The sequence below is a fragment of the Desulfocurvus thunnarius genome, from assembly GCF_055390965.1.
Window position 1 is genome coordinate 640869 of the sequence record NZ_AP042411.1, and the last position, 19827, is coordinate 660695.

Consider the following 19827-nt stretch of genomic DNA (forward strand, 5'->3'; position numbering starts at 1 on the left):
GCGCCCGCCGTCTTCCGCAGGCCCCGGGCGGCACGGGCGGCACGCGCCGCGCCCGCAGAAGCCGACCGCGCCCGCCGGGCAGCCCCGCCCGGCCGGGCCCGGAACAGCCCCCCGGGCGCGCAGGCGCTCCTTTTCCACAACCTGTAAAAATTTTTACAAGGGCGAACAGTCCCCGGGCGCGCAGGCGCTCCCCGCGCCCCCGGGCATCAAAAAAAGCCGCCCCCCGGCGGGAGGCGGCTTGGAGATCGTGGTAGGCCATCAGGGACTCGAACCCCGAACCAATGGATTAAGAGTCCACTGCTCTACCAATTGAGCTAATGACCCACGTTCCTTTGGCGCTCTTGGCGCGGGAAAGTACCTATGCATCCTGCCCGCCCTTGTCAACCGCAAAATTCAATTTTATACCCGGAGCCATGACTGCGAATCACTCCCGCTCCCGTCGCGCCGCCCTGGCGGCGTTCCTGGTTCTCGCCCTCCTGGCCGCCCTCGCCCCCGCCTCCGTCCGGGCCCAGGACGCCAGCGCCCCCTTCTCCACCAAATGGGCGCTCTTCCGCGTGGGCGAGGCCGCCCCGTCGGGGCCCACGCCCCTGGTGGCCGTGCTCTGGCTGACGCTGGAGGAGGACTTCCACGCCTACGCCAACCCCGCGGGCGACACCGGCATGCCCACCAGCCTGCGCCTGCGCGAGGGCGAGGCCGGGCCGCCGCTGCCGGTGCTCTACCCTCCCGGCACCAGCGAGTCGGACATCTTCGACCCCAAGCTCACGGTGAACACCTACCACGGCACCGTGCCGCTGTTCGTGCAACTGGACCTGGAGCCCGGCGAGCGCCTGGACCTGCGCGGCACCCTGGCCCTGGCGGCCTGTTCGGACAAGAACTGCTGGCCCCTGCGCGCCGAGGTCGCCCTGACCTACGACGGCGCCGTAGCCGAACTGCCCGACGCCCAGTTCACCTTCTGGTTCCCGCTCTATTCGTCGCTCACCGCCGCCGACCCCAGCCGCGACCCCCTGGCCGCCGCCGCGCCGGGCCTGGCGCCCCAGGGCCAGGCCGGCGCCGCGCCCGCGCCCTTCGAGCCGCGCTACCTCGCGCCCGGGCTCGAGGTCTCCGGCCTGGGGCTGGCCCTGGCCCTGGCCTTCCTGGCCGGGCTCGTTCTCAACTTCATGCCCTGCGTGCTGCCCGTGGTCAGCCTGAAGCTCTCGGGCCTGCTGGCCGGGGGAGGGACGGCCGACCCCGCCGCGCGCACCCGCGCCCTGCGCGAGCACAACCTGTACTTCTCGGCGGGCGTGCTGCTCTATTTCCTGGCCCTGGGCACGGCCCTGGCCGCCCTGGGGCTGGCCTGGGGCCAGCTTTTCCAGAGCCCGGCCGTGGTCCTGGGGCTGACTGTGGTCGTCTTCGCCCTGGCCCTGTCGCTTTTCGGGCTCTACTCGCTGCCGGTGGTGGACCTCAAGGCCGGGCGCTCGGGCAGCCCCCGGGCCCAGGCCCTGTTCACCGGCGTGCTGGCGACCCTGCTGGCCACGCCGTGCAGCGGGCCGTTTTTGGGCGGAGTGCTCGGCTGGGTGCTGCTCCAGCGGCCCGAGGTCATCCTGGCCGTGTTCCTGTCCATCGGCCTGGGCATGGCCAGCCCGTTCCTGCTCATGGCCGCGCGGCCCGGGCTGGCGCGCCTGCTGCCCCGGCCCGGGGCCTGGATGCGCCATCTGGAGCGCGCGGTGGGCTTCTTCCTGCTGGGCACCTGCGTCTATCTGCTGTCCATCCTGCCCGGGGGCATGCTCGTGCCCGCCCTGGCCCTGCTGTGGGCCGTGGGGCTCGCGGCCTGGATGTGGGGCGGCTGGACGGACCTGTCCGACTCGCGCCTGCGCCGGGTGCTGGTGCGTGCGGGAGCCCTGGCGGTGGTCCTGGCGGCGGTCTTTCTGCTGTTCAGCCCCGCCCGGCGGACGGCGGCCTGGGAGCCCTACGACGAGGCCGCCTTCCGGGCCGCCCTGGGCAGCCAGCCCGTGCTGCTGGACTTCACCGCCGACTGGTGCCCCAACTGCAAGCTGCTGGAACACACGGCCCTGGCTCCGGACAACCTCGCCCGCTGGCAACGGCGCTGGGGCCTGCGCCTGATGCAGGTGGACATGACCCGCGAAACCCCCGGGCACCTGGAGCTGCTGCGCGCCCTGGGCAGCCAGAGCATCCCGGTGGTGGCCGTGTTCCCCGCCGGGGCGGACAGCCTGCGGCCCCTGGTGCTGCGCGACCTGTTCACCAGCGGGCAGATGGACGACGCCCTGGCCCGGGTGCTGGCGCCCGGAGCCGCCGCCCAATGAGCGCGGCCACGCCCGTGCCCCCGGGGCTGGCCTGGAGGCAGGCGGACGTGTTCTCGCGCACGCCCCTGGGCGGCAACGGGCTGGCCGTCTTCCCCGACGCCCGGGGCCTGGACGCGGCCGCCATGCAGGCCCTGACCCGCGAGCTGCGCCAGTTCGAGTCCATCTTCCTGACCCCCGGGGCGCACCCCGGAGCCCGACGCGCGCGGATGTTCACCGTGGAGGAGGAACTGGACTTCGCCGGGCATCCGGTGCTCGGGGCGGCCTGCGTGCTCCACGAGGCCCTGGGGGCCGACGCCCCCGAAGCCGCCTGGATCCTGGCCCTGAATGCCCGCGAGGTCCGCGTGACCACGCGCCGGGCCCTGGGCCCGCGCGGGGGCTGGTACGAAGCCGAGATGGACCAGGGCGCGCCACAGTTCGGGCCGCCCCTGACCCTGCGCCCAGGCGCGGGGCCGGATGCGGGGCCGGGCGCGGACACGGCCCGGGCCCTGCTGCGCGCCCAGGGCCTGGACGAGGACGACCTCGCCCCCGGGCTGCCCCTGCAGGTGGTTTCCACCGGGCTGCCCTACCTGCTGGTACCCCTGCGCCGGGGGCTGGAACGCGCCCGCCCGGCCAGCGCGGACTTCGCGACCCTGCTCGCCGCCGTGGGCGCCCATTTCTGCTACCCGCTGGACGTAACCACCCGCGAGGGCCGCAGCTTCGACAACCACGGCCTGCTGGAAGACCCGGCCACGGGCAGCGCCGCCGGGCCCGCCGGGGCCTACCTGGTCCGCCACGGGCTGGCCGAACCCGGGCGGCCCCTGACCATCCGCCAGGGCCGCTTCGTGCACCGCCCCAGCGAAATCCGCGTGCGCGTGGAGGGGCCGCCCGAGGCCCCGGAGCGGGTACTCGTCGGCGGCGAGGTCGCCATGGCCGCGCGCGGGGTTTTCGACTAGAAGACGCCGGGTTTCCACGCAAAAGGGGGCGGCCCGCCGACCGCCCCCTGTGCGCGCCTCCGCCCCGCAGGGCGCGCGGCGCCTACTCCACGCAGATCATGTCGAACTCGTCGCCGGTGATGCAGCGCGCGCCCGCGGGCGTGACCTCGAAGGTGTTCTCCACGCCGACCATGCCCAGGCCGGGCACGGCGAACTTGGGCTCCAGGGCCAGGACCATGCCCTCTTCCAGGGGCGTTTTGATCTTGGCGGCGAGGGCCGGGGATTCGTCGATGACCAGCCCGATGCCGTGGCCCAGGAAGCGCACCTTGTTGGCGCCCAGGCCCATGAAGCCCTCCTGCATGCCGCGCGCGTCGGCCAGTTCCATGATCTGGCGATAGAGGTCGTCGGGCAGGGCCCCGGGCACCATGCGTTCGGCCAGCAGGGCCTGGACCTCCACGCAGAAGTCGTGGCCCCGGCGCGCGGCGTCGGGCACGCCGGAGGCCGGTCCGGCCCAGTAGACCTGGGTCTTGTCCGTGACGTAGCCCTCCAGGCAGAAACCGATGTCGCAGGCCAGGGGCTCGCCGGGCTGCCAGAGCTTGCCCGCGTAGCCCATGAAGGGCACCGCCGGGTGCTCGCCGCGCAGGCCCACCGGGCCGTTGAACACGCTGGGGTAGTTGGCGCTGTCTCCGGCCGCCACGTGGCCCAGAAAGCACTCCTCGCCGAAGGCGCCCATGCGCAGGGGGCCGCTGTGGCCCAGGGCGAAAAACGCCTCCCAGGCCAGGTGCGACACCTCGCGCTCGCTCATGCCCGGACGCAGCGCCCCGGGCAGCATCTCGTGCAGAGCCAGGTGGTGCCGCTCGCCGCACAGGCGCAGTTTTTCCAGCTCCCAGGCGGTCTTCTTCATCCGGCCCAGGGTCAGCACCGCGTCGCCGGGCACAAGGCGCGTGCCGTGGTCCAGCTCCTGTTCCAGCTTCAGGCCGAAGCTCCAGGGCAGCCCGCCCATCTCGCAGGCCGCCACCGGCGCCAGGGGCGCGCCCGCCTGCTCCAGCAGGCCGCGCACGTCGCGGTAGGAGCGGAAGGCGAAAATGTTCTCCAGGGGCGATTCCAGCCGCGCGCGCTCCTCGCCCTTGCGGCACAGCAGCACGGGCGCGCCTTCGCGGGGCAGCCAGAACAGGCCGTTGCCCAGGTGGCCCGACAGCCAGTAGATGGCCACGCGCGAAAAGACCAGCAGCCCTCCGGCCTCGGGCTGGTGCCGGTCCAAAAGAGTACGGCAGCGGGCCCAGCGCTGTTCCAGCTCCTGGGCGGGGATGGTTTCGATGGCGGCGAACATGCGGCGCTCCGGGTTCGGGTGCGGGGGAAGGGGAACGGCGCCCCGGGGTTATGATCATACGCAATGGACGCCCCCCTTGGCAACCCGGGGCGGCGGGCGCAGGCCTGGAAAGGACCGCGCGGGCACCCGCGGGTTGCCAAGGCGCCGCCCCTGGTTTATCCAACGGACGCCGCCCCGGCACCGCAGACCACCCCTTCCAAGGACGGACCCATGGACCTCGCCACCCTCTTCCAGGCCCGGCAATACCTCGCCATCAAGGCCCACACCCCCGGCGCCCTGCGCCTGGGCGTCAACCCCGCCATCCTGGGCGACGCGCGCTTCAAGAGCCTTGCCTCCGGCGACGCGGACCTGCCCCCGGGCATCCTGGGCGTGGACGTGAGCATCTTCACCATGAGCGTGACCCTGCGCTACGACCCCGAGCGCCTGCCCGCCGCCCGGGTGGAGGCCTTTTTCGGCGCCGACGAGGCCCTGGCCGACGCCGCCCTGGCCGCCCTGCAACAGACCCTGGAACAGGGCCGGGCCTGAGCGCCGCCATGCTGCGCGCGGACATTCCGGGCTTCGGCGCCCTGGAACTGACCCATCTGGTGCTGGACCTGAACGGCACCCTCACCGTGGACGGCGCGCTGGTGCCGGGGGTGGCCGAGCGCCTGGAGGCCCTGCGCAGGCATCTGGCCGTCCACCTGGTCAGCGCGGACACCCGCGGCAACGCCGCGCGGCTGGCCGCCGGGCTGGGCGTGGCCCTGGAGCCTCTGCCCGCCACGGGGCAGGCCGAGGCCAAGGCGGAGCTGATCCGCACCCTGGGCCCGGCGGGCTGCGTGGCCGTGGGCAACGGGCGCATCGACGTGCCCATGCTGACCCTGGCCCGGCTGGGCATCGCCGTGGTGCTGGCCGAGGGCGCGGCGGGAGCGGCCCTGCTGGCCGCCGACGTTGTCTGCACCGACATCCGCGACGCTCTCGACCTTTTGCTTCTCCCCGGGCGGCTGGTGGCCACCCTGCGCAGTTGAGGGCGGGGGCCGGAACATTTTCCGTCCCCTGCCGTCCCCTTCCGCCAGCGGCCCCCCGGGCCCGGAAACCCTTCCGCTCCGCCGCCTTTTGGGCTAGGTTCGGGCCATGCCCAGCGCCGAACGCCCCACGGCTCCCCGCCCTCCGGCCGCCCGCGACCCTGCCCCCGCCCGGCGCCCTTTGCGCCTGCTGCTGGCCCCGCTGTGCCTGCTGCTGGCCGCATGCAGCACGGGCGACGCCGTGCGCGCCGCGCGCATCCTGGCCACGGGCGACGTGGCCGGGGCCCAGGTCATGGCCGCCGAAAAGGCCGTGCGCTACGCCGCCAACCCCCAGGCCCTGGCCTGGGATATCAAAGCCTTCAAGAACCGCCTGGAAAGCTTCCGCAAGGCCGTGGACTCCGTCTGGGGCCCCAAGGACCGCGAGGAGCCCACCCCGCGCCGCTACGTCAAATACAGCGGCGACTACCTGAGCCGGGCCATGGTGGACTTCGACGCCGGAACGGTGACCGTGGAGACCGTGGACCAGAAAACGCCCCAGGCCAGCCTGGAAGCCGCCGTGACCGCCACCGTCCTTGCCCCGGCGGACCCGCGCGCCGTGGACCTCTACTCCGCCTCGGAGATCACCCTGGGCGAGGAGCCCTTCCTCCACGGGCAGGTCAAGGACTTCGAGGGCCGGGACATCCGCTGGGAGTGGCGCGCCAAAAACTTCGCCCGCGAGCTGGTGGCCCGGGGCACGGCCACGCGCACGGTGCAGGGCGACGCGGGCCCGCTGACGGCGCGCTCGGTGCGCTTCGACCTCGTGCCCGGGCACCTGCACGTGCGCGCCGCGCGCTACGCGGACACCGTGCGCGAGCAGGCCCGGCGCTTCGCGGTCAGCGAGAACCTGATCTATGCCATCATGAAGACCGAGAGCGACTTCAACCCGTTCGCCGTCAGTTCCGCCCCGGCCTTCGGGCTGATGCAGATCGTACCCGGCACCGCCGGGGCCGACGTGACCCTGTTCCTCACGGGCAGGAAGGGCCAGCCGGGCAAGGAGTTCCTCTTCGAGCCCGCGAACAACGTCCAATACGGCACGGCCTACCTGCACCTGCTGGACACGCGGCATCTGGACGCCGTGGCCGACCCGGTGTCGCGCGAGTACTGCGTCATCGCGGCATACAACGGCGGGTCCGGCGCCGTGCTGCGCAGCTTCGACGCCGACCGCGCCCGGGCCGCCGCGCGCATCAACGCCCTGGGCCCGGCCCAGGTCTACGAGCACCTGCGCACCCGCCTGCCCGCCGAGGAGACGCGGCGCTACCTCGCCAAGGTCATGGAGGCCAAGAAGCTCTTCGTGGGCGTGGGCGCCCGGGGCTGAGTCAGCGCCCGGGGCGCGCGCCCCGGGCAGCCCTGGCCGCGAGGAACGGCGCGGGGTCGTTGGCGAAAAAACCCGTGGCGCCCAGGTCCAGCGCCCGGGCCATGCCCTCGGGGGTGTTGGCCTCGGCGTAGACCCAGGGGAACAGCCCGTAGCCCGCCGCGCGCACCCGCCCGGCCAGGTCCGCGTCCAGCGCGTCCAGCCAGGGGTGGAACGACGCGGCGCCGACGGCCCCAAGCAGCGCCAGGAAATCCACGTTGGCCTCGCCCTCGCAAAGCACGCCCAGGGGCAGCTCCGCGTCCAGGGAGCGCAGGGCGATGAGGCTCTGGTAGTTGAAGCTGGAAACGACCACCCGGCGCGTAAGGCCCATGCGCCGCACCAGGGCCGCCATCTGGCGCTCCACGGGCTCCACCCCCGGGGCCCAGGCCGGAACGCAGGCCGCCTCGGGCTTGATCTCGATGTTCACCAGCACCCGGCGGCCCACGGCGGCCAGCACCTCCTCCAGCAGCGGCAGGCGCACCCCGGCAAAGCGCGGGCCGAACCACGACCCGGCGTCCAGCCGGGCCAGCTCGGCCCAGGGCAGGGCGCTCACCGGGCCGTGGCCGTCGGTGGTCCGGTCCAGGGTGGCGTCGTGGATGACCACCAGCCGCCCGTCGGCGGAGAGGGTCACGTCCAGTTCCACGCCGTCCGCCCCGGCGGCCACGGCGGCCTCGAAGGCGGGCATGGTGTTCTCGGGAAAGGCGGCGCTGTGGCCGCGGTGGGCCCAGCACAAGGGCGCGTCGGTGTCGGAACGGAAAGCGGGCACGGCAGGCTCCGGGGTTGCGGGCGCCGCCCGGGGGCGCCCAGGCGCCGCCCCGGGCGGAAAACGGAATCACTCCAGCAAGGTGTAGTCCATGGTCCTGCGGCGCGGGCGGAACCCGGCGGCCTCAACCAGCCGCCGCAGTTCGGCCTCGGGCAGCCGGAAATGGACCCCCGCCGCCGCCACCACGTTCTCCTCGATCATGGTCGAGCCGAAATCGTTGGCGCCCCACAGCAGGGCCAGTTGCCCGATCAGCGGCCCCTGGGTGACCCACGAGGCCTGCACCGAGGGCACGTTGTCCAGGTACAGCCGCGCCAGGGCCAGCATCTTCAGGTAGTCCACCGAGGAGGCCTCGGGCGCGGCAAGGCGCGTGTTGGCGGGCTGGAAGGTCCAGGGAATGAAGGCCGTGAAGCCGCCGGTGGCGTCCTGAAGCGTGCGCAGGCGGTCCAGGTGCTCGATGCGCTCCTCCAGGGTCTCGCCCTGGCCGAACATCATGGTCGCCGTGGTGCGCAGGCCCTGGGCGTGGGCCTCGCGCATGACCTCCAGCCACTGCGCGGCGGTGCACTTGCGCGGTGAAACCAGGGCGCGCATGCGTTCGGTGAGGATTTCCGCGCCGCCGCCGGGGATGGAGTCCAGCCCCGCCGCCACGAGGCGGCGGAGGACCTCGCCGTGGCCCAGGCCCGTGCTCTGCCCCAGGTACCAGATTTCCGTGGGCGAGAAGCCGTGGATGGCCACCTGCGGGAAGCGTTCCTTGAGGAAGGCCAGCATGCCGGTGTAGAAATCCAGCTCCAGGCCGGGATGCATGCCGCCCTGGAGCAGAATCTGGTAGCCGCCCAGTTCCACGGTTTCGCGGACCTTGGCTTCCAGTTCGTCGCGCGAGAGCACGTAGCCCTGCGGGTCGCCGGGGGCGCGGAAGAAGGCGCAGAAGCGGCAGCCCGACACGCAGACGTTGGTGTAGTTGATGTTGCGGTCGACGATGTAGGTGACCACCGGGTCGGGATGCAGCTCCAGGCGCCGGGCATGGGCCATGCGGCCCAGGGCGAACACATCCCGGTGCTCATACAGGGCGCGGGCGTCCTGCGGGGTCAGACGCTGGGTCATCGAACCTCCACGGTGCTTGACGGGGCGTTGTTTTTCGCGGAGAACAGGGCACCCGGCCAGGGGCGCCCCGCGGCCCCGGCCCATCCCCCCGGAGACCGCATGCTGTTCGACGATGAGCTAAAGGCCCTGCTCCAAAAGGTCAAGACCGTGGCGATCATCGGCGCCGTGGACAAGCCCGGCCGCCCGGTCGACATGGTCGGCCGCGCGCTCATGGACGCGGGGCTTCGCATCGTCCCCGTGCATCCCGTGCGCCGCGACGTGTGGGGCCTGCCGACGTACCCCAGCCTGGGCGAGGTGCCCGTGGGCGTGGACCTGGTGGACGTGTTCCGCGCGCCGGAGCACTGCGCGGCCCATGCCGCCGAGACCCTGGCCCTGGCGCCCCGGCCCCTGGCCTTCTGGATGCAGTCGGGCATCGCCAGCCCCGAGGCCGGGGCCGTGCTGGCCGGGTCGGGCATCCGCGTGGTGGAAGACGCCTGCCTGATGGTCGAATGGCGGAGACTCGGCCTGTGAGCGGGGAGCGCGGGGACGCCACGGTTTTCGAGTGCCGCATGTGCGGCCACTGCTGCGAGGGCACGGGGGGCATCGTCCTGGCCGCGCGCGACCGCGCGCGTCTGGCGGCGCACCTGGGCCTGCCCGAGGCGGCCATGGTCGAGCGCTACGCCGAGGCCGTGGGCGGCAAGATCCGCCTGCGTTGCGGGGCCGACGGATTCTGCGTGTTCTACAGCCGCGAACGCGGTTGCGCCGTGCACCCCGGGCGGCCGGACATCTGCCGGGCCTGGCCCTTCTTTCGCGGCAACCTCGTGGACCGCTCCAGTTGGGAGATGATCCAGGACGATTGCCCCGGTGTGTGCGCCCCGGCGGGCCATGCGGAATTCCGCCGCCAGGGGCTGGCCTACGTGCGCGCCCTGGGCGTGGACGAAACCGACGAGGGCGCGCCCGGCGCCCTGCTGAACCTGCCCGACTAGCCCGGGGCCGACGGGGGCGACGTGGACATCCGCGAGTGCTACCGCATCCTGCGCCTGCCCAGGGGCGCCACGCTGGACGACGTGAAGTCGGCCTTCCGCAAGCGCGCCTTCGAGCTGCACCCGGACCTGAACCCCGGCAACCCCCAGGCCCACGCCGAATTCCAGAAGCTCAACGAAGCCTACGTGCTGCTGCGCGAAGCCCTGGGCCAGGAGCCCGGAGCACGCCCCGGGGCGCGCCCCGGAAGTAAACCCACGGCGGACCGGGCCGAGGGCGCCGCGCGCTACCGCGCCCAGGCCGAGGCCAAGGCCCCGGGCCAGGGCAAGGCCGCGGGCAACGGCACGGGCGCGAGCGCGGGCAACGGCGCCGCCAACGGCGCGGGCCCCGCCGGACCCCGGCCCGGGGCCGCCGCCGACGGGCGCTTCTTCTACCGCAAGGAGGAAGTGCTCAAGAACATCCTGAACGACCCCTTCGCGCGCAAGGTGTTCGAGGACATCTACAGCCAGATCCGCCGGGGCGCCCCCACGGCGGCCCCCGGGGTCACCCGCAGCCGCAGTCTGGCCCTGCGCTGGGGCGAGCGCGAAATCGCCCTGGACCTGACCTTCGGCCTGTGGCGCGGGCTCAAGGGCTGGCTGCGCCGCCAGATGGACGACGAGCAGACCGTGCGCCTGCCCGCCGCCCAGCTCCTGCCCGGCAACCGCCTGCGCCTGCAAGTGCGCCGTGCCTGGTCCGGCGACCCGGTCACCGTGGAGGTGCCCATCCCGCCCGACTACGTGATCGGCCGCGCCCTGCGCCTGCGCGGCCTGGGCCGCAAGCTCGGCCCCCTCAAGGGCGACCTCTACCTGCGCCTCATGGCCCTGTAGGGCCGGGCGCAGCCGCCCGCCAGAACAGGAGGGGAGACCGGCCGCCTCCAGAAGCTCTGCCTCTCCCCGCTGCCTTGCCGATCACCATTTTGGAACAGCCTGTGAATATTGATTTTCCAGCGGGCGTTCCGAGGCGGCGGTGGACCTCGCAGACGCAACCCGCCGCGCGCGTCACGGAAAAAAGATTTGTCATCCAGTTCCATCCGTGCGAGTGAAACGGGCGCAAGAAGGACCCGGGCGCCGTGGCCCACATTGCCCGGGCATGCGCTTCGCGCAAGAATTCAGAGGAGGACCCATGGCCGAAACCATCGAAGACATCACGATCAACTGGGAAGACGAGGAAGGCCGTCTGCTGGTCAAGGAACTCAAAAAGGAAGTCCTGACCAAGGGCTCCTGGTCCACGATCATGTTCCTGTACCAGGAGATGGACAAGCGCACGGGCGAGTACAAGGCGCCCAAGATCCGCGTCGGGCGCTACCAGAAGCGCGGCGGGCGCTACTCGTTGCAGTCCAAGTTCAACATCTCCTCCGCCCGCCAGGCCCGCCAGTTGGTGGAAGTCCTCGGCCAGTGGCTGCCCGGCATGGGCGACGAGGAAGAATAGCCCCTTCCCAAGCCAATGGATCGTGAAAAAGCCCCGGAGCATCGTGCTCCGGGGCTTTTCCGCTTCAAGACCATGGCGGCGCGCAGCCGCGCGGCCGGGCTCAGTAGTCGTCGCCGCCCTGCCCGGAGGCCAGTTCCGGGTTGGGCTCGTAGAACTCGCAGCAGCCGCAGGCCTCGGTCAGGCATTCGTAGCGCGGGGTGCCGCCGCCCGGCTCGCCGGGCGGACGATACAGGCAGACGCCCTCCACGTCGCAGAAGATGGGCTTGTCCTTGGGCGGCACCCAGTGCAGGCAGCGGGCACAAATCTTACGCATCGGTCTTCCTTGCGGCCTGGGGGCGGGGAGGGTCGGCCCTGCGCGGGCGCCCGGGGGGTCACAGCAACGCGTCGAGCACCAGGTGCGAGAGGTAGCCCAGCACGGCGGCGGCGTAGAACGGCACCAGGGCCAAGGGCTCCACGCCGTAGAACGCCACCGGCAGCACCAGGATGGGCAGCGGCACGACCAGCATGGCCCACCAGGTGTGCGTCCAGCCGCGATGGTGGCCCAGGGCGGGCAGCATGGCCGCGAAACCGATCACGGCGGCCCAGCGGTATTGCCCGCGCGCCAGAAGCCCCAGGTCCACGGCGGCCAGGATGGCGTAGAACAGCCCCCGGCCCTTGGAGTCCGTGTCCACATCGGGAAACAGCGCCGCCAGGGCGCACACGGCCACGAGCACGCTGCCCAGAAGCGGCCCCGGGTCATGGGCCGGGAGCCAGGCCCCCAGGGCCGCCCAGGCGCCCCCGGCCACAAGGCCGGCGCCCGCCAGGTGTCCCTTGTAGCCCGGCATCCATCCTCTCGATCCGATGAGAACCGCCCGCGGCCTCCCCGTGGCTCCCCCGCCCCGGGGTGCGGACAGTCCGTCCACCCGTTCCTGCAATCGAAACAAACACGGGCCGTTGCGGTCCGCGCCTGCGGTTGTCGTCCATTTCAGGGGGCGCGTCAACTGTCGTGAATCTTTTCCCGAGGGCCGCGCCCCGGCCCGAGGGCGCGAAAAAGCCCGGAGGAACGCGTGTTCCTCCGGGCCTTTTGCCCGGCCCGGGCACGGCCGGAAGTGCCTGCGCGCCCCCGGGCGACGGTCGCGCGGCGGCTACATGGCGTCGCCGGAATCGAGCTGGTCGATCTGCTCGCTGATGGCCTGCTGGAGCTTCTCGGGCAGGCCGTCCATGTCCACGTTGAGGAAGCCGCGCACGATGGTCGAGGTGGCTTCGTCCTCGTCCATGCCGCGCGCCTGGAGGTACTCGATCTCCTCCTGGGCGATCTTGCCCACGGCGGCCTCGTGGGAGAGCTCCACGCCCTCCAGGGTGCCGTCCAGCTCCGGGATGGCCCAGATGCGGCCCTCGCCGATGATCAGCCCCTTGCACTCCAGGTGCCCGCGCGCGGGCACGGCGTTGGCCGTGATGTTGGCCGGGGTGATGATGGTGCCGCCGGTGGTCATGGTCCGCGAGATGATCTCGCCGCGCGTGCCGGGCGCATTCAGGTTGATGCGGCTGCCGGAGTTCACGTGCGAGCCCGCGGGCGCGACGATGACCGAGTTGAAGCGTGCCACCGAGCCCTCGCCCGCCAGGGTGATCGCCGGGTAGGACTGCAAGGTCTTCACCGGCTTGAGCAGGACGTAGTTGTTCTGGAACACGCCCCCGGCCTCGACGACCCCCGCCGTGCGCGGGCGGACCACCGTGTTGTGGCCCCAGTTGTGGATCATGGTGAAGGTCAGCTTGCCGCCCTTCTTGATGAAGAACTCGCTGATGCCCAGGTGCGCGGCGGACTGGGTTTCACCGGCCACGGCGCAGCCGGTGATGATGTGCAGTTCCGAGTTTTCCTCGACGATGACCACGTTGTGCACGTTCTGGCCCACGGCCTGGCCCTTGAGGAACAGGCAGGACTGCACGGGCTCGGCAATGCGCGCCCCGGGCTCGGTGCGCACGAAATAGCCGCCGTGCAGATGTTCGCGCGCGGCGCGGGTGAACTCGTCCTTGTCGGGGTCCACCTGGGTCCAGAAATGGCCGGGCAGGCCGTCGTACTTCTTCAGGGCCTGCTTGATGTCCAGAATCTCCACGCCGGGGTTGTTCGACCGGCAGTGGACCCCGGAATGGTCCATGTGCAGGAACGACCCGGCGCGGTCCTTCTGGTCCACGTCCACGCCCGCGTAGAGCAGGCGCTTCTTGTCGGCCTCGCTCAGGGTGGAGAGGTCCTCGATGGCGGGCGCCTCGGCGCCGTCGAAGGAGAAGTCGGAAAGCTTGAATTCGGGTCCGGTCATTGCGCGCCTCCCAAGGATTCCTGGATGGTGCCCGGCTGGCTCAGGCAGCGCACGCACTCCTGGTAGCCGTAGCGGCCCACGTGGTCGAGAATGTCGCGCGGGCGGGCCTCGCAGCACAGGTGGCCGTTGTACATGACCTGCCCCCGGTCGGCGTTGACGTATTCCAGGATGTAGCCGGTGTGGGTGATGATCAGCCCGGCGGTCTTGCGGCCGGACTTCTGCTCCTTCATGGACAGGCCCGGGCGGGGCTCGATGAAGCCGTCCAGCAGCTTGCGGGCCGTGGTGCCGATGAGCTTCATGTTCTCCAGGTCCACGCCGGACTCGGGCTCGTCGAAGAGCACGAGGTCCGGGGCCTGGGCCATGAGCTGGAGCAGCTCGGAGCGCTTGATCTCGCCGCCGGAGAAGCCCGCGTTGATGTCGCGGTCCAGGAACGAGTCGAAGTTGACCCGCCCGGCCATGGCCTCCACGTCGATGCCGTCCTTGTTGTGCCCGTGGGTCGCGCACATCTGGACGAGGTGGCGGGTCTTCAGGCCATGGATGGTCGGCGGGCGCTGGAAGCTCATGCCGATGCCCAGGCGCGCGCGCTCGTGAATGGGGGCGTGGGTGATGTCCACGCCCTTGAACAGGATGCGCCCTTCGGTGATGGTGTAGTTGCCGAAGCCCATGAGGGTCATGAGCAGGGTGGTCTTGCCCGAGCCGTTGGGGCCGAACAGGATGAACGTCTCGCCCTCGGCGATCTCCAGGTTGATGCCGCGCAGCACCTCCCGTTCGCCGATCCGTACGTGCAGGTTCTCGATTTTCAGCATTGGCGTCCCTCGATTCGGATTGCGCCGGGAGGCGGCCCCGCCCGCGCGCCCAAAACCAATAACCAGATTTGCGGAAAAGTCCACACCCGCAACGGCGCGAAAACCCGGCGCGGACCGCCCGGAGCCGCAGGACGACGCGCCGCATCGCGCAAGCGGTCGCGCGGGGCGGGGCAGTCGCGCGATGCGCGGGGGGCGGGGTCAGCGCCGCAGGAAGGGCAGACGGCGCAGGGGGTCGTCCTCGGGCCGGACGCAGAAACGGCAGCGCCCCGGACGGCGGAACAACGGCAGGAGCAGCGCCCCGGCCACGAAGCCTCCGGCGTGGGCCCACCACGCGATGCCCCCGCCCTGCCCCGGCCCCACCAGCCCGGCCACGCCCGAAAAGAACTGCGACAGGAACCAGAAGCCCAGAAAGATCACGGCGGGCAGGTCGAAAATCAGCGGGATGAAGAACAACGGCACCAGGGTCGTCACCCGCGCGTGGGGGTAGAGCAGGAAATAGGCGCCCATGACCCCGGCGATGGCCCCGCTGGCGCCGACCACGGGCACAGGGGAGTGCATCTCGAACACGTAGTGCACCCCCAGGGCCGCCAGCCCCGAGCAGAGATAGAAGACGAGAAAGCGCAACGGCCCCATCACGTCCTCGATGTTGTCGGCGAAAATCCACAGCGTCCACATGTTGGCCAGGAAGTGCAGCCAGCCGCCGTGCAGAAACATGTAGGTTACGAAGGCGTACTGCCCGTGGGGCGGAAAGCCCGCCTGCAGGGCCAGGGCGGGCTCGGAAAACCGCAGCGGCACCACGCCCAGCAGGTGGAAAAGCACCTCGCGGGCCTGGGGGCCGAGGGAAAGGGTCCCGGCGAAGGCCAGGGCGTTGCAGGCGATGATGACCCAGGTGGCCCAGGGCGTGTACACCCGGGGGATGCTGTCGCGCAGGGGGATCACGGCCCGCCCTCCCCGTCCTGCGGGCCGGGAGTCCACAGGGCGGCCAGGGCCTCGGCCATGCGCGCCCGGCGGACGGCGGCCAGCTCGCGCAGCGCCGTCAGCACCCGCGCGGCCTCGGCGCCCAGGGCGTCCAGGCCGCCGCCGTTGTCGGCCACGAGGTCGCAGCGGGCCAGCTTGTCGGCCTCGGGCCACTGCCAGGCCTCCAGGGTCGCCTGGACGGCGTCGCCCCAGCCGCGCAGTTCGCGCAGCCGGGCCCGGCGCACGGCCTCGGGGCAATGCACGCCGAGCACCACGTCCGTCAGCCCCTGAGCGGGCCAGCCGCCCTCCAGCAGCAGCGGCACCTCGGCCACGGCCAGTTCGGCCCGGGCGTGGGCCCGCCAGAATTCCTCCAGCCGGTGGCGCACCAGGGGGTGGATCATGTCCTGCACCTCGCGGCGGCTCGCCTCGCCCGAGCGCATGAGCGCCAGCAGGGCGGCCTTGTCCACGGCCCGGCCGTCGGGGGCCAGGGCCGCGCCGAAGCGGCGGCGCAGCAGCACCCAGCCGTCGGCTCCCGGGGCGTAGAGTTCGGCCACGCAGCGGTCGGCGGAAAACACGGGCAGCCCCGCCCCGGCCAGCAGCCCCGCCAGGGCCGACTTGCCGCACCCCGGCATGCCCACCAGCCCCACGCGCAGCACCGTGGCGCCCAGGGCCCGGGCCAGGGCCTGAAAGTCCTCGGGGGGCGGCGTCCACAGGCTCACGGCCGCCCCGGTCTCGGGGTGAGTGAAGCCCAGGCGCCAGGCGTGCAGCATCTGGCGCCCGGCCAGGGCCGGGTCCAGCCCCGTGGCGGCGGCGAACTCCGCATGCTGGCGCGAGCCGTACACCGCGTCGCCCACGAGCGGGTGCCCGATGTGGGCCATGTGCACACGGATCTGGTGCGTGCGCCCGGTATGGATGCGCACCAGCACGAGGCTGGCCGCCCCGCCGGGCGCGGCCCAGAGCACCCGCCACGACGTGCGCGCCTCGCGCCCGCCCTGGGGCAGCACGGCCATTTTTGTCTTGTGGCGCGGGTCGCGGCCAAGGGGCGCGTCGATCTCGCCCCACGGCTCCACCCGGGGCCTGGGCACGCCGTGGACCAGGGCCAGATACTCCTTGCGCACCCGGCGCTGGGCGAAATCCTCGGCCAGGGCCAGCCGGGCGGCCTCGTCCAGGGCCACCAGCAACAGGCCCGAGGTGTCCTTGTCGATGCGGTGGACGATGCCCGGGCGCGGGCCGTCCATGAGCGCGGCCCGCGGCCAGCGGTGCAGCACGCGGTGGACGAGCGTTCCCGTTTCCAGCCCCGGCGCGGGGTGCACCGTGAGCCCGGCGGGCTTGTCGATCACGGCCAGCCGCGCGTCTTCGTACACCACGCGCAGGTCGCCCGCCTCGGGAGCCAGCCCCGTGCCCTCGCGCTCCAGGCGCACGGCCAGGGCCTCGCCCCCGGCCAGCCGCTGCCCGGCCTTGGCCGGGGCCCGGCCGTCCAGGGTCACGCGGCCCTGGCGGATCAGCTCCTGCACGGCGCCGCGCGAGACGCCCTCGTCGGCCAGCAGACCGGCCACGAAGGCATCCAGGCGCGTGCCGCGCGCGGCGGCGGGCACGGTCCAGGCGCGAACGGCGGGGGTGCAGTCGGCCACGGACGCCTCAGGGCACATAGGCCCGGGCCAGACGGTACAGGTCCTCGTAGCCGGCCTTGGCGCGCAGGGCCAGGACCATGTCCACGCACAGGTCCATCCTGGTCTGATAGTCGGCCAGGACCTCGGCGCAGGCCGTATCCAGGCAGGTTTTGACGAAACTGCGGTCGTGGCCGTCGGAAGCCAGGGCCAGACCCTGGGCGAAAAAACGGCAGCTCCCGCCGCCCAGGGGCCAGACGGCGGCCTTGCCCTCGCGCCGGGCCCACAGCACGTAGAAAGTCAGGCGCACCAGCAGTTCCTCGGCGGAGAGCCCGGTGTCCACGGCCAGGGTCGTGCCCGCGCCGCCCTGCTCCACGAAGCGGACCATGTCCAGGGCCAGGCGCGTGACGCCCTCCTCGCCCTGGCCCGGGGCGGGCAGGCGGGCGAGCATCCGCGCCAGGGCCAGGCGCGGGTTCTCGGCGGCGGCCATGGACAGCAGCGCGTCGCGCATCAGCCCGAGCTTGCGGCCCAGTTCGCGCAGGGCGGTGTCGCGGCGGCGCTCCCCCGCGCGGCGGACCGTGGCCTCGTCCAGCCCGCACAGGCCCAGGTCGAGCATGTAGCGGATGAACGGCTCGGCGGTGTTGGCCGCCTCCTCCTGGAGCGTCTTGGGCGAGACCTTCGGGCCCATGACCTTGCGCAGCGACAGCCAATAGGCGGCCACGGCCTCGATGGGCATCTGGCGCAGGTCCAGTTCCTTTTGCGGAGTTTCGGTCACGGGCGTCCTTGTCACGTCACGGTTACGAAGACGAGGTATTATCCATTGAAGCACCGGCCTTGGCAAGCCGGGCGGGCCGCCCGCCGCATCCGGGGGGATTTTTTGCCCTCCGGCGCGCGAAGGCTTGCATTCGGCCCGGGAAATGTGTTTACTGTCAAGCCTTGCGCAGACGACGACCGCACGGGACGGCGCCCGCGCGGCGACACGACAACGGAGACCCACGCCATGCCCCCCAACGACGAAACAGCCCTGCCGCGCAGCATCTTCGAAATCCGCCCCGGGTTGCAGCTCATCCTGGGCCTGACCGGCTACGAGGAACGCATCCGCACCACCTTCGTGGGCCACGAGCGCGGGCGCTATTTCCTCATGCGCCTGCCCAGCGCGGCGGCCAACGGGCTGACCGGGCTCTACGAATACCTCTACCAGGGCAACACCATCACGGTAAGCTACCTGCACGACGGCAACATCTGGGGCTTTCCCGCGCGCGTCCAGAGCTACACCCTGCGGCCCTACCCGCTGCTGTTCATCGATTTTCCCTCGCGCATCGAATCGCACAACCTGCGCAAGGAAACCCGCATCGAGTGCCTGTTCCCGGTCCAGGTCCGGGCCGGGGCGACGCACGGCCAAGCCATGTTGCTGGACATCAGCCGCAACGGCTGCCGCCTGGCCTGCGAGCCCGGCGACCCTCTGGCGCGGCTGGAGATCGGCGACGAGGTGGAGCTGGAATGCGCCATTTTCGGCGCCGCGGGCGGCCAGACCCTGGGCTGCCAGGTGCGCGGCATGCAGACCAACGGCGGGCGGACGACCCTGGGCCTGGCCTTCACCGCCGTGCCCGAGGCCGTGGGCCGCAGCATCGACGGTTACCTGCGCACGGTGTCCGGCCTGCTGGACGCTCCGGCGGCCCCGCTTGCCGCGTCCTGACCCTCCCGGACGCCGCAGGCGCCGCGCTCCAGGTCGGCCCGCAAGCGCTCGTACAGCCCGCGCAGGGGCGGATCGTCGGGCAGCCCGGCCGCCAGTTCGCGCAAAAGCCCACGCTCCAGCAGCGCCCGCCGCGACACCGCGAAACGCATCCCGTAGGCCCACGACAGCAGCAGCAGCCGGAAATCGCTGACGCTGCGCATGTCTTCATACCTCCCCGGGCGGCGGGCCAGCAGGCTTTCCAGCAGGGCCGGGCTCCACAGGCCCGGGTCGCGCGACAGGCCCAGGGTGACCACGTCGTTGCCCGCCCCGGGCCGCAGATGCTCCAGCACCACGGGCAGGATGTCCAGCTTGTCGGCGTCGCGCACCACGTGCAGGGCCAGTTCCAGGTCCGGCGGCAGCGCGGCGGGCAGTTCCTTGCGGTTGTGCATGGCCACGCAGGCGCGCACCAGCCGCGTGCGGCCCGGGTCCAACCCCCGGGGCAGACCCAGGCGCACCAGGGTCCGCGCGCCGAGAACGCCGTGGTTTTCCGAGGCGCGGTCGTTGAAGGTGCCGTGGAGCACCAGTTGCGGAAAGCGCCCCATGTCGTGCAACAGCGCCGCCGTCAGAATGGCCCGCTCCAGGTCCGGCGCCGGGACCGGGTCCAGGGTGGCGACGATGGCCACGGCCTCGTCCAGCACGCGCAGGCTGTGCTCGTATTTCAGGCGCAGGTTGTCGGCCTCGTCCGGGGCCAGCTCGCGGTGCAGCAGCCAGCAGGCGCGCAGGGCTTCGAGGTGCGGCGCCAGGAAGGCCGGGCGCGCCGGGGCGCCGGAGGCACCGGGGCCGGGGGTGCAGGAGCACGGCATGGCGGGCCTCAATCGCCGTCCAGGGCCTTGCGCGCGGCGGCGTAGGCGGCGTCGTCCAGTTCCCCGGCTTTCCAGCGGGCGTGGAGCTCGCGCCGGGCGGCCTCGCGCCTGCGGCGCTCCTCGATGTGCTCCGTGCCGAACTCGCGCGGGCGCAGGGGCCCGCCGGGGCCGAAAAGCCTGCGCAACACCCAGGCCAGCAGGGCGAACACGGCCAGGATGAACAGGATGCGCGCCGCCGAGGCCAGCACCGCCCCGCCCGGGCCGGAGCCGCCGAAGGGCCAGCCTTCCCAGCCGGTGCGCCCGGCAGCCTGGGCCGAGACCATCAAAGAAAACAGACTGTTGAACACTCCGCCTCCCGTTCTTGCGCCGCGCCGCGCCCGGGGCGGCGCGACGGCCCGAACCTAGCGC

At 72.2% G+C, this 19827-nt stretch carries 22 protein-coding genes and 1 tRNA gene; 10 read left to right on the top strand and 13 right to left on the bottom strand.

The features are described from left to right. Positions 1-248: 248 nt before the first annotated feature. Positions 249-324 (bottom strand) — tRNA-Lys (locus tag ACZ5KV_RS02835). An 89-nt stretch (positions 325-413) separates the two neighbouring features. Between ACZ5KV_RS02835 and ACZ5KV_RS02840 the strand changes: the two genes are divergently transcribed. Together ACZ5KV_RS02840 and ACZ5KV_RS02845 are read left to right on the top strand one after the other, a co-directional pair. After that, positions 414-2300, top strand: a complete 1887-nt coding sequence (locus ACZ5KV_RS02840; protein WP_464240828.1) for a protein-disulfide reductase DsbD family protein — start codon at positions 414-416, stop codon at positions 2298-2300. Then, positions 2297-3232 carry a PhzF family phenazine biosynthesis protein gene (locus tag ACZ5KV_RS02845; RefSeq protein ID WP_464240829.1) on the top strand — a complete coding sequence of 312 codons (936 nt, stop codon included), beginning with the start codon at positions 2297-2299 and terminating at the stop codon, positions 3230-3232. The genes ACZ5KV_RS02840 and ACZ5KV_RS02845 overlap by 4 nt, the downstream gene beginning before the upstream one ends. A gap of 82 nt (positions 3233-3314) precedes the next feature. Here ACZ5KV_RS02845 and ACZ5KV_RS02850 read toward each other — a convergent pair whose 3' ends face one another. Next, entirely contained in the window at positions 3315-4541 is a 1227-nt protein-coding gene (locus tag ACZ5KV_RS02850; protein ID WP_464240830.1) for a M24 family metallopeptidase, read from the bottom strand. Between the two features lie 210 nt (positions 4542-4751). On the opposite strand from ACZ5KV_RS02850, the gene ACZ5KV_RS02855 reads away from it, so the two are divergent. From ACZ5KV_RS02855 to ACZ5KV_RS02865, 3 genes are all read left to right on the top strand, one after another. Next, on the top strand, positions 4752-5066 hold the full coding sequence (locus tag ACZ5KV_RS02855) for a hypothetical protein (protein ID WP_464240831.1): 315 nt from the start codon (positions 4752-4754) through the stop codon (positions 5064-5066). An 8-nt stretch (positions 5067-5074) separates the two neighbouring features. After that, positions 5075-5545 carry an HAD family hydrolase gene (locus tag ACZ5KV_RS02860; protein ID WP_464240832.1) on the top strand — a complete coding sequence of 157 codons (471 nt, stop codon included), beginning with the start codon at positions 5075-5077 and terminating at the stop codon, positions 5543-5545. Between the two features lie 106 nt (positions 5546-5651). After that, the gene (locus ACZ5KV_RS02865) at positions 5652-6896 is read left to right on the top strand and encodes a murein transglycosylase domain-containing protein (RefSeq protein WP_464240833.1); all 1245 of its coding nucleotides are present in this window, start codon (positions 5652-5654) and stop codon (positions 6894-6896) included. 1 nt (position 6897) lies between these two features. Here ACZ5KV_RS02865 and ACZ5KV_RS02870 read toward each other — a convergent pair whose 3' ends face one another. Together ACZ5KV_RS02870 and mqnC are read right to left on the bottom strand one after the other, a co-directional pair. After that, entirely contained in the window at positions 6898-7698 is an 801-nt protein-coding gene (locus ACZ5KV_RS02870; RefSeq protein WP_464240834.1) for a glycerophosphodiester phosphodiesterase, read from the bottom strand. A gap of 66 nt (positions 7699-7764) precedes the next feature. Beyond that, positions 7765-8793 (bottom strand): cyclic dehypoxanthinyl futalosine synthase, encoded by a 1029-nt coding sequence (gene mqnC, locus ACZ5KV_RS02875; protein ID WP_464240835.1) that lies wholly within the window; start codon positions 8791-8793, stop codon positions 7765-7767. A 99-nt stretch (positions 8794-8892) separates the two neighbouring features. Here mqnC and ACZ5KV_RS02880 point away from each other — a divergent pair, with 99 nt between their 5' ends. From ACZ5KV_RS02880 to ACZ5KV_RS02895, 4 genes are all read left to right on the top strand, one after another. Then, positions 8893-9303 carry a CoA-binding protein gene (locus ACZ5KV_RS02880; protein ID WP_464240836.1) on the top strand — a complete coding sequence of 137 codons (411 nt, stop codon included), beginning with the start codon at positions 8893-8895 and terminating at the stop codon, positions 9301-9303. Between the two features lie 38 nt (positions 9304-9341). Next, positions 9342-9758, top strand: coding sequence for a YkgJ family cysteine cluster protein (locus ACZ5KV_RS02885; RefSeq protein WP_464241798.1), 417 nt, complete (start codon positions 9342-9344; stop codon positions 9756-9758). A gap of 21 nt (positions 9759-9779) precedes the next feature. Beyond that, positions 9780-10619 carry a J domain-containing protein gene (locus tag ACZ5KV_RS02890; RefSeq protein WP_464240837.1) on the top strand — a complete coding sequence of 280 codons (840 nt, stop codon included), beginning with the start codon at positions 9780-9782 and terminating at the stop codon, positions 10617-10619. Between the two features lie 295 nt (positions 10620-10914). Continuing rightward, the gene (locus tag ACZ5KV_RS02895; RefSeq protein WP_464240838.1) at positions 10915-11220 is read left to right on the top strand and encodes a hypothetical protein; all 306 of its coding nucleotides are present in this window, start codon (positions 10915-10917) and stop codon (positions 11218-11220) included. A gap of 100 nt (positions 11221-11320) precedes the next feature. Here ACZ5KV_RS02895 and ACZ5KV_RS02900 read toward each other — a convergent pair whose 3' ends face one another. The 7 genes from ACZ5KV_RS02900 to ACZ5KV_RS02930 all read right to left on the bottom strand — a co-directional run bounded on the left by ACZ5KV_RS02900 (position 11321) and on the right by ACZ5KV_RS02930 (position 17656). Continuing rightward, positions 11321-11533 carry a hypothetical protein gene (locus ACZ5KV_RS02900; RefSeq protein WP_464240839.1) on the bottom strand — a complete coding sequence of 71 codons (213 nt, stop codon included), beginning with the start codon at positions 11531-11533 and terminating at the stop codon, positions 11321-11323. Positions 11534-11591: 58 nt separating this feature from the next. After that, positions 11592-12044 (bottom strand): metal-dependent hydrolase, encoded by a 453-nt coding sequence (locus tag ACZ5KV_RS02905; RefSeq protein ID WP_464240840.1) that lies wholly within the window; start codon positions 12042-12044, stop codon positions 11592-11594. 300 nt (positions 12045-12344) lie between these two features. After that, positions 12345-13511: a SufB/SufD family protein gene (locus ACZ5KV_RS02910; RefSeq protein ID WP_464240841.1), complete on the bottom strand. Its 1167-nt coding sequence runs from the start codon at positions 13509-13511 to the stop codon at positions 12345-12347. Then, positions 13508-14317 (bottom strand): ABC transporter ATP-binding protein, encoded by an 810-nt coding sequence (locus ACZ5KV_RS02915; protein WP_464240842.1) that lies wholly within the window; start codon positions 14315-14317, stop codon positions 13508-13510. The genes ACZ5KV_RS02910 and ACZ5KV_RS02915 overlap by 4 nt, the downstream gene beginning before the upstream one ends. A 198-nt stretch (positions 14318-14515) precedes the next feature. Next, a complete protein-coding gene (locus tag ACZ5KV_RS02920) occupies positions 14516-15256 on the bottom strand; it encodes a rhomboid family intramembrane serine protease (RefSeq protein ID WP_464240843.1) in 741 nt (246 codons plus the stop codon). After that, entirely contained in the window at positions 15253-16905 is a 1653-nt protein-coding gene (locus tag ACZ5KV_RS02925; protein WP_464240844.1) for a dephospho-CoA kinase, read from the bottom strand. Before ACZ5KV_RS02925 ends, ACZ5KV_RS02920 begins: the two co-directional genes overlap by 4 nt. 7 nt (positions 16906-16912) lie before the next feature. Then, positions 16913-17656, bottom strand: coding sequence for a hypothetical protein (locus ACZ5KV_RS02930; RefSeq protein ID WP_464240845.1), 744 nt, complete (start codon positions 17654-17656; stop codon positions 16913-16915). 225 nt (positions 17657-17881) lie between these two features. On the opposite strand from ACZ5KV_RS02930, the gene ACZ5KV_RS02935 reads away from it, so the two are divergent. After that, positions 17882-18577 (top strand): flagellar brake protein, encoded by a 696-nt coding sequence (locus ACZ5KV_RS02935; RefSeq protein WP_464240846.1) that lies wholly within the window; start codon positions 17882-17884, stop codon positions 18575-18577. Here the strand turns inward: ACZ5KV_RS02935 and ACZ5KV_RS02940 are convergent. Next, positions 18517-19419 carry an HD domain-containing protein gene (locus tag ACZ5KV_RS02940; protein ID WP_464240847.1) on the bottom strand — a complete coding sequence of 301 codons (903 nt, stop codon included), beginning with the start codon at positions 19417-19419 and terminating at the stop codon, positions 18517-18519. The genes ACZ5KV_RS02935 and ACZ5KV_RS02940 overlap by 61 nt on opposite strands. 8 nt (positions 19420-19427) lie before the next feature. Beyond that, a complete protein-coding gene (locus tag ACZ5KV_RS02945; protein ID WP_464240848.1) occupies positions 19428-19766 on the bottom strand; it encodes a hypothetical protein in 339 nt (112 codons plus the stop codon). Positions 19767-19827: the final 61 nt, after the last annotated feature.

What these genes read in the sequence shown, in the direction of transcription:
- ACZ5KV_RS02840 (WP_464240828.1), top strand. Translation starts at nt 414, where the DNA reads ATGACTGCGAATCACTCCCGCTCCCGTCGCGCCGCCCTGGCGGCGTTC.
- ACZ5KV_RS02845 (WP_464240829.1), top strand. Translation starts at nt 2,297, where the DNA reads ATGAGCGCGGCCACGCCCGTGCCCCCGGGGCTGGCCTGGAGGCAGGCG.
- ACZ5KV_RS02850 (WP_464240830.1), bottom strand. Translation starts at nt 4,541, where the DNA reads ATGTTCGCCGCCATCGAAACCATCCCCGCCCAGGAGCTGGAACAGCGC.
- ACZ5KV_RS02855 (WP_464240831.1), top strand. Translation starts at nt 4,752, where the DNA reads ATGGACCTCGCCACCCTCTTCCAGGCCCGGCAATACCTCGCCATCAAG.
- ACZ5KV_RS02860 (WP_464240832.1), top strand. Translation starts at nt 5,075, where the DNA reads ATGCTGCGCGCGGACATTCCGGGCTTCGGCGCCCTGGAACTGACCCAT.
- ACZ5KV_RS02865 (WP_464240833.1), top strand. Translation starts at nt 5,652, where the DNA reads ATGCCCAGCGCCGAACGCCCCACGGCTCCCCGCCCTCCGGCCGCCCGC.
- mqnC (WP_464240835.1), bottom strand. Translation starts at nt 8,793, where the DNA reads ATGACCCAGCGTCTGACCCCGCAGGACGCCCGCGCCCTGTATGAGCAC.
- ACZ5KV_RS02880 (WP_464240836.1), top strand. Translation starts at nt 8,893, where the DNA reads ATGCTGTTCGACGATGAGCTAAAGGCCCTGCTCCAAAAGGTCAAGACC.
- ACZ5KV_RS02885 (WP_464241798.1), top strand. Translation starts at nt 9,342, where the DNA reads ATGTGCGGCCACTGCTGCGAGGGCACGGGGGGCATCGTCCTGGCCGCG.
- ACZ5KV_RS02895 (WP_464240838.1), top strand. Translation starts at nt 10,915, where the DNA reads ATGGCCGAAACCATCGAAGACATCACGATCAACTGGGAAGACGAGGAA.
- ACZ5KV_RS02900 (WP_464240839.1), bottom strand. Translation starts at nt 11,533, where the DNA reads ATGCGTAAGATTTGTGCCCGCTGCCTGCACTGGGTGCCGCCCAAGGAC.
- ACZ5KV_RS02905 (WP_464240840.1), bottom strand. Translation starts at nt 12,044, where the DNA reads ATGCCGGGCTACAAGGGACACCTGGCGGGCGCCGGCCTTGTGGCCGGG.
- ACZ5KV_RS02910 (WP_464240841.1), bottom strand. Translation starts at nt 13,511, where the DNA reads ATGACCGGACCCGAATTCAAGCTTTCCGACTTCTCCTTCGACGGCGCC.
- ACZ5KV_RS02915 (WP_464240842.1), bottom strand. Translation starts at nt 14,317, where the DNA reads ATGCTGAAAATCGAGAACCTGCACGTACGGATCGGCGAACGGGAGGTG.
- ACZ5KV_RS02935 (WP_464240846.1), top strand. Translation starts at nt 17,882, where the DNA reads ATGCCCCCCAACGACGAAACAGCCCTGCCGCGCAGCATCTTCGAAATC.
- ACZ5KV_RS02940 (WP_464240847.1), bottom strand. Translation starts at nt 19,419, where the DNA reads ATGCCGTGCTCCTGCACCCCCGGCCCCGGTGCCTCCGGCGCCCCGGCG.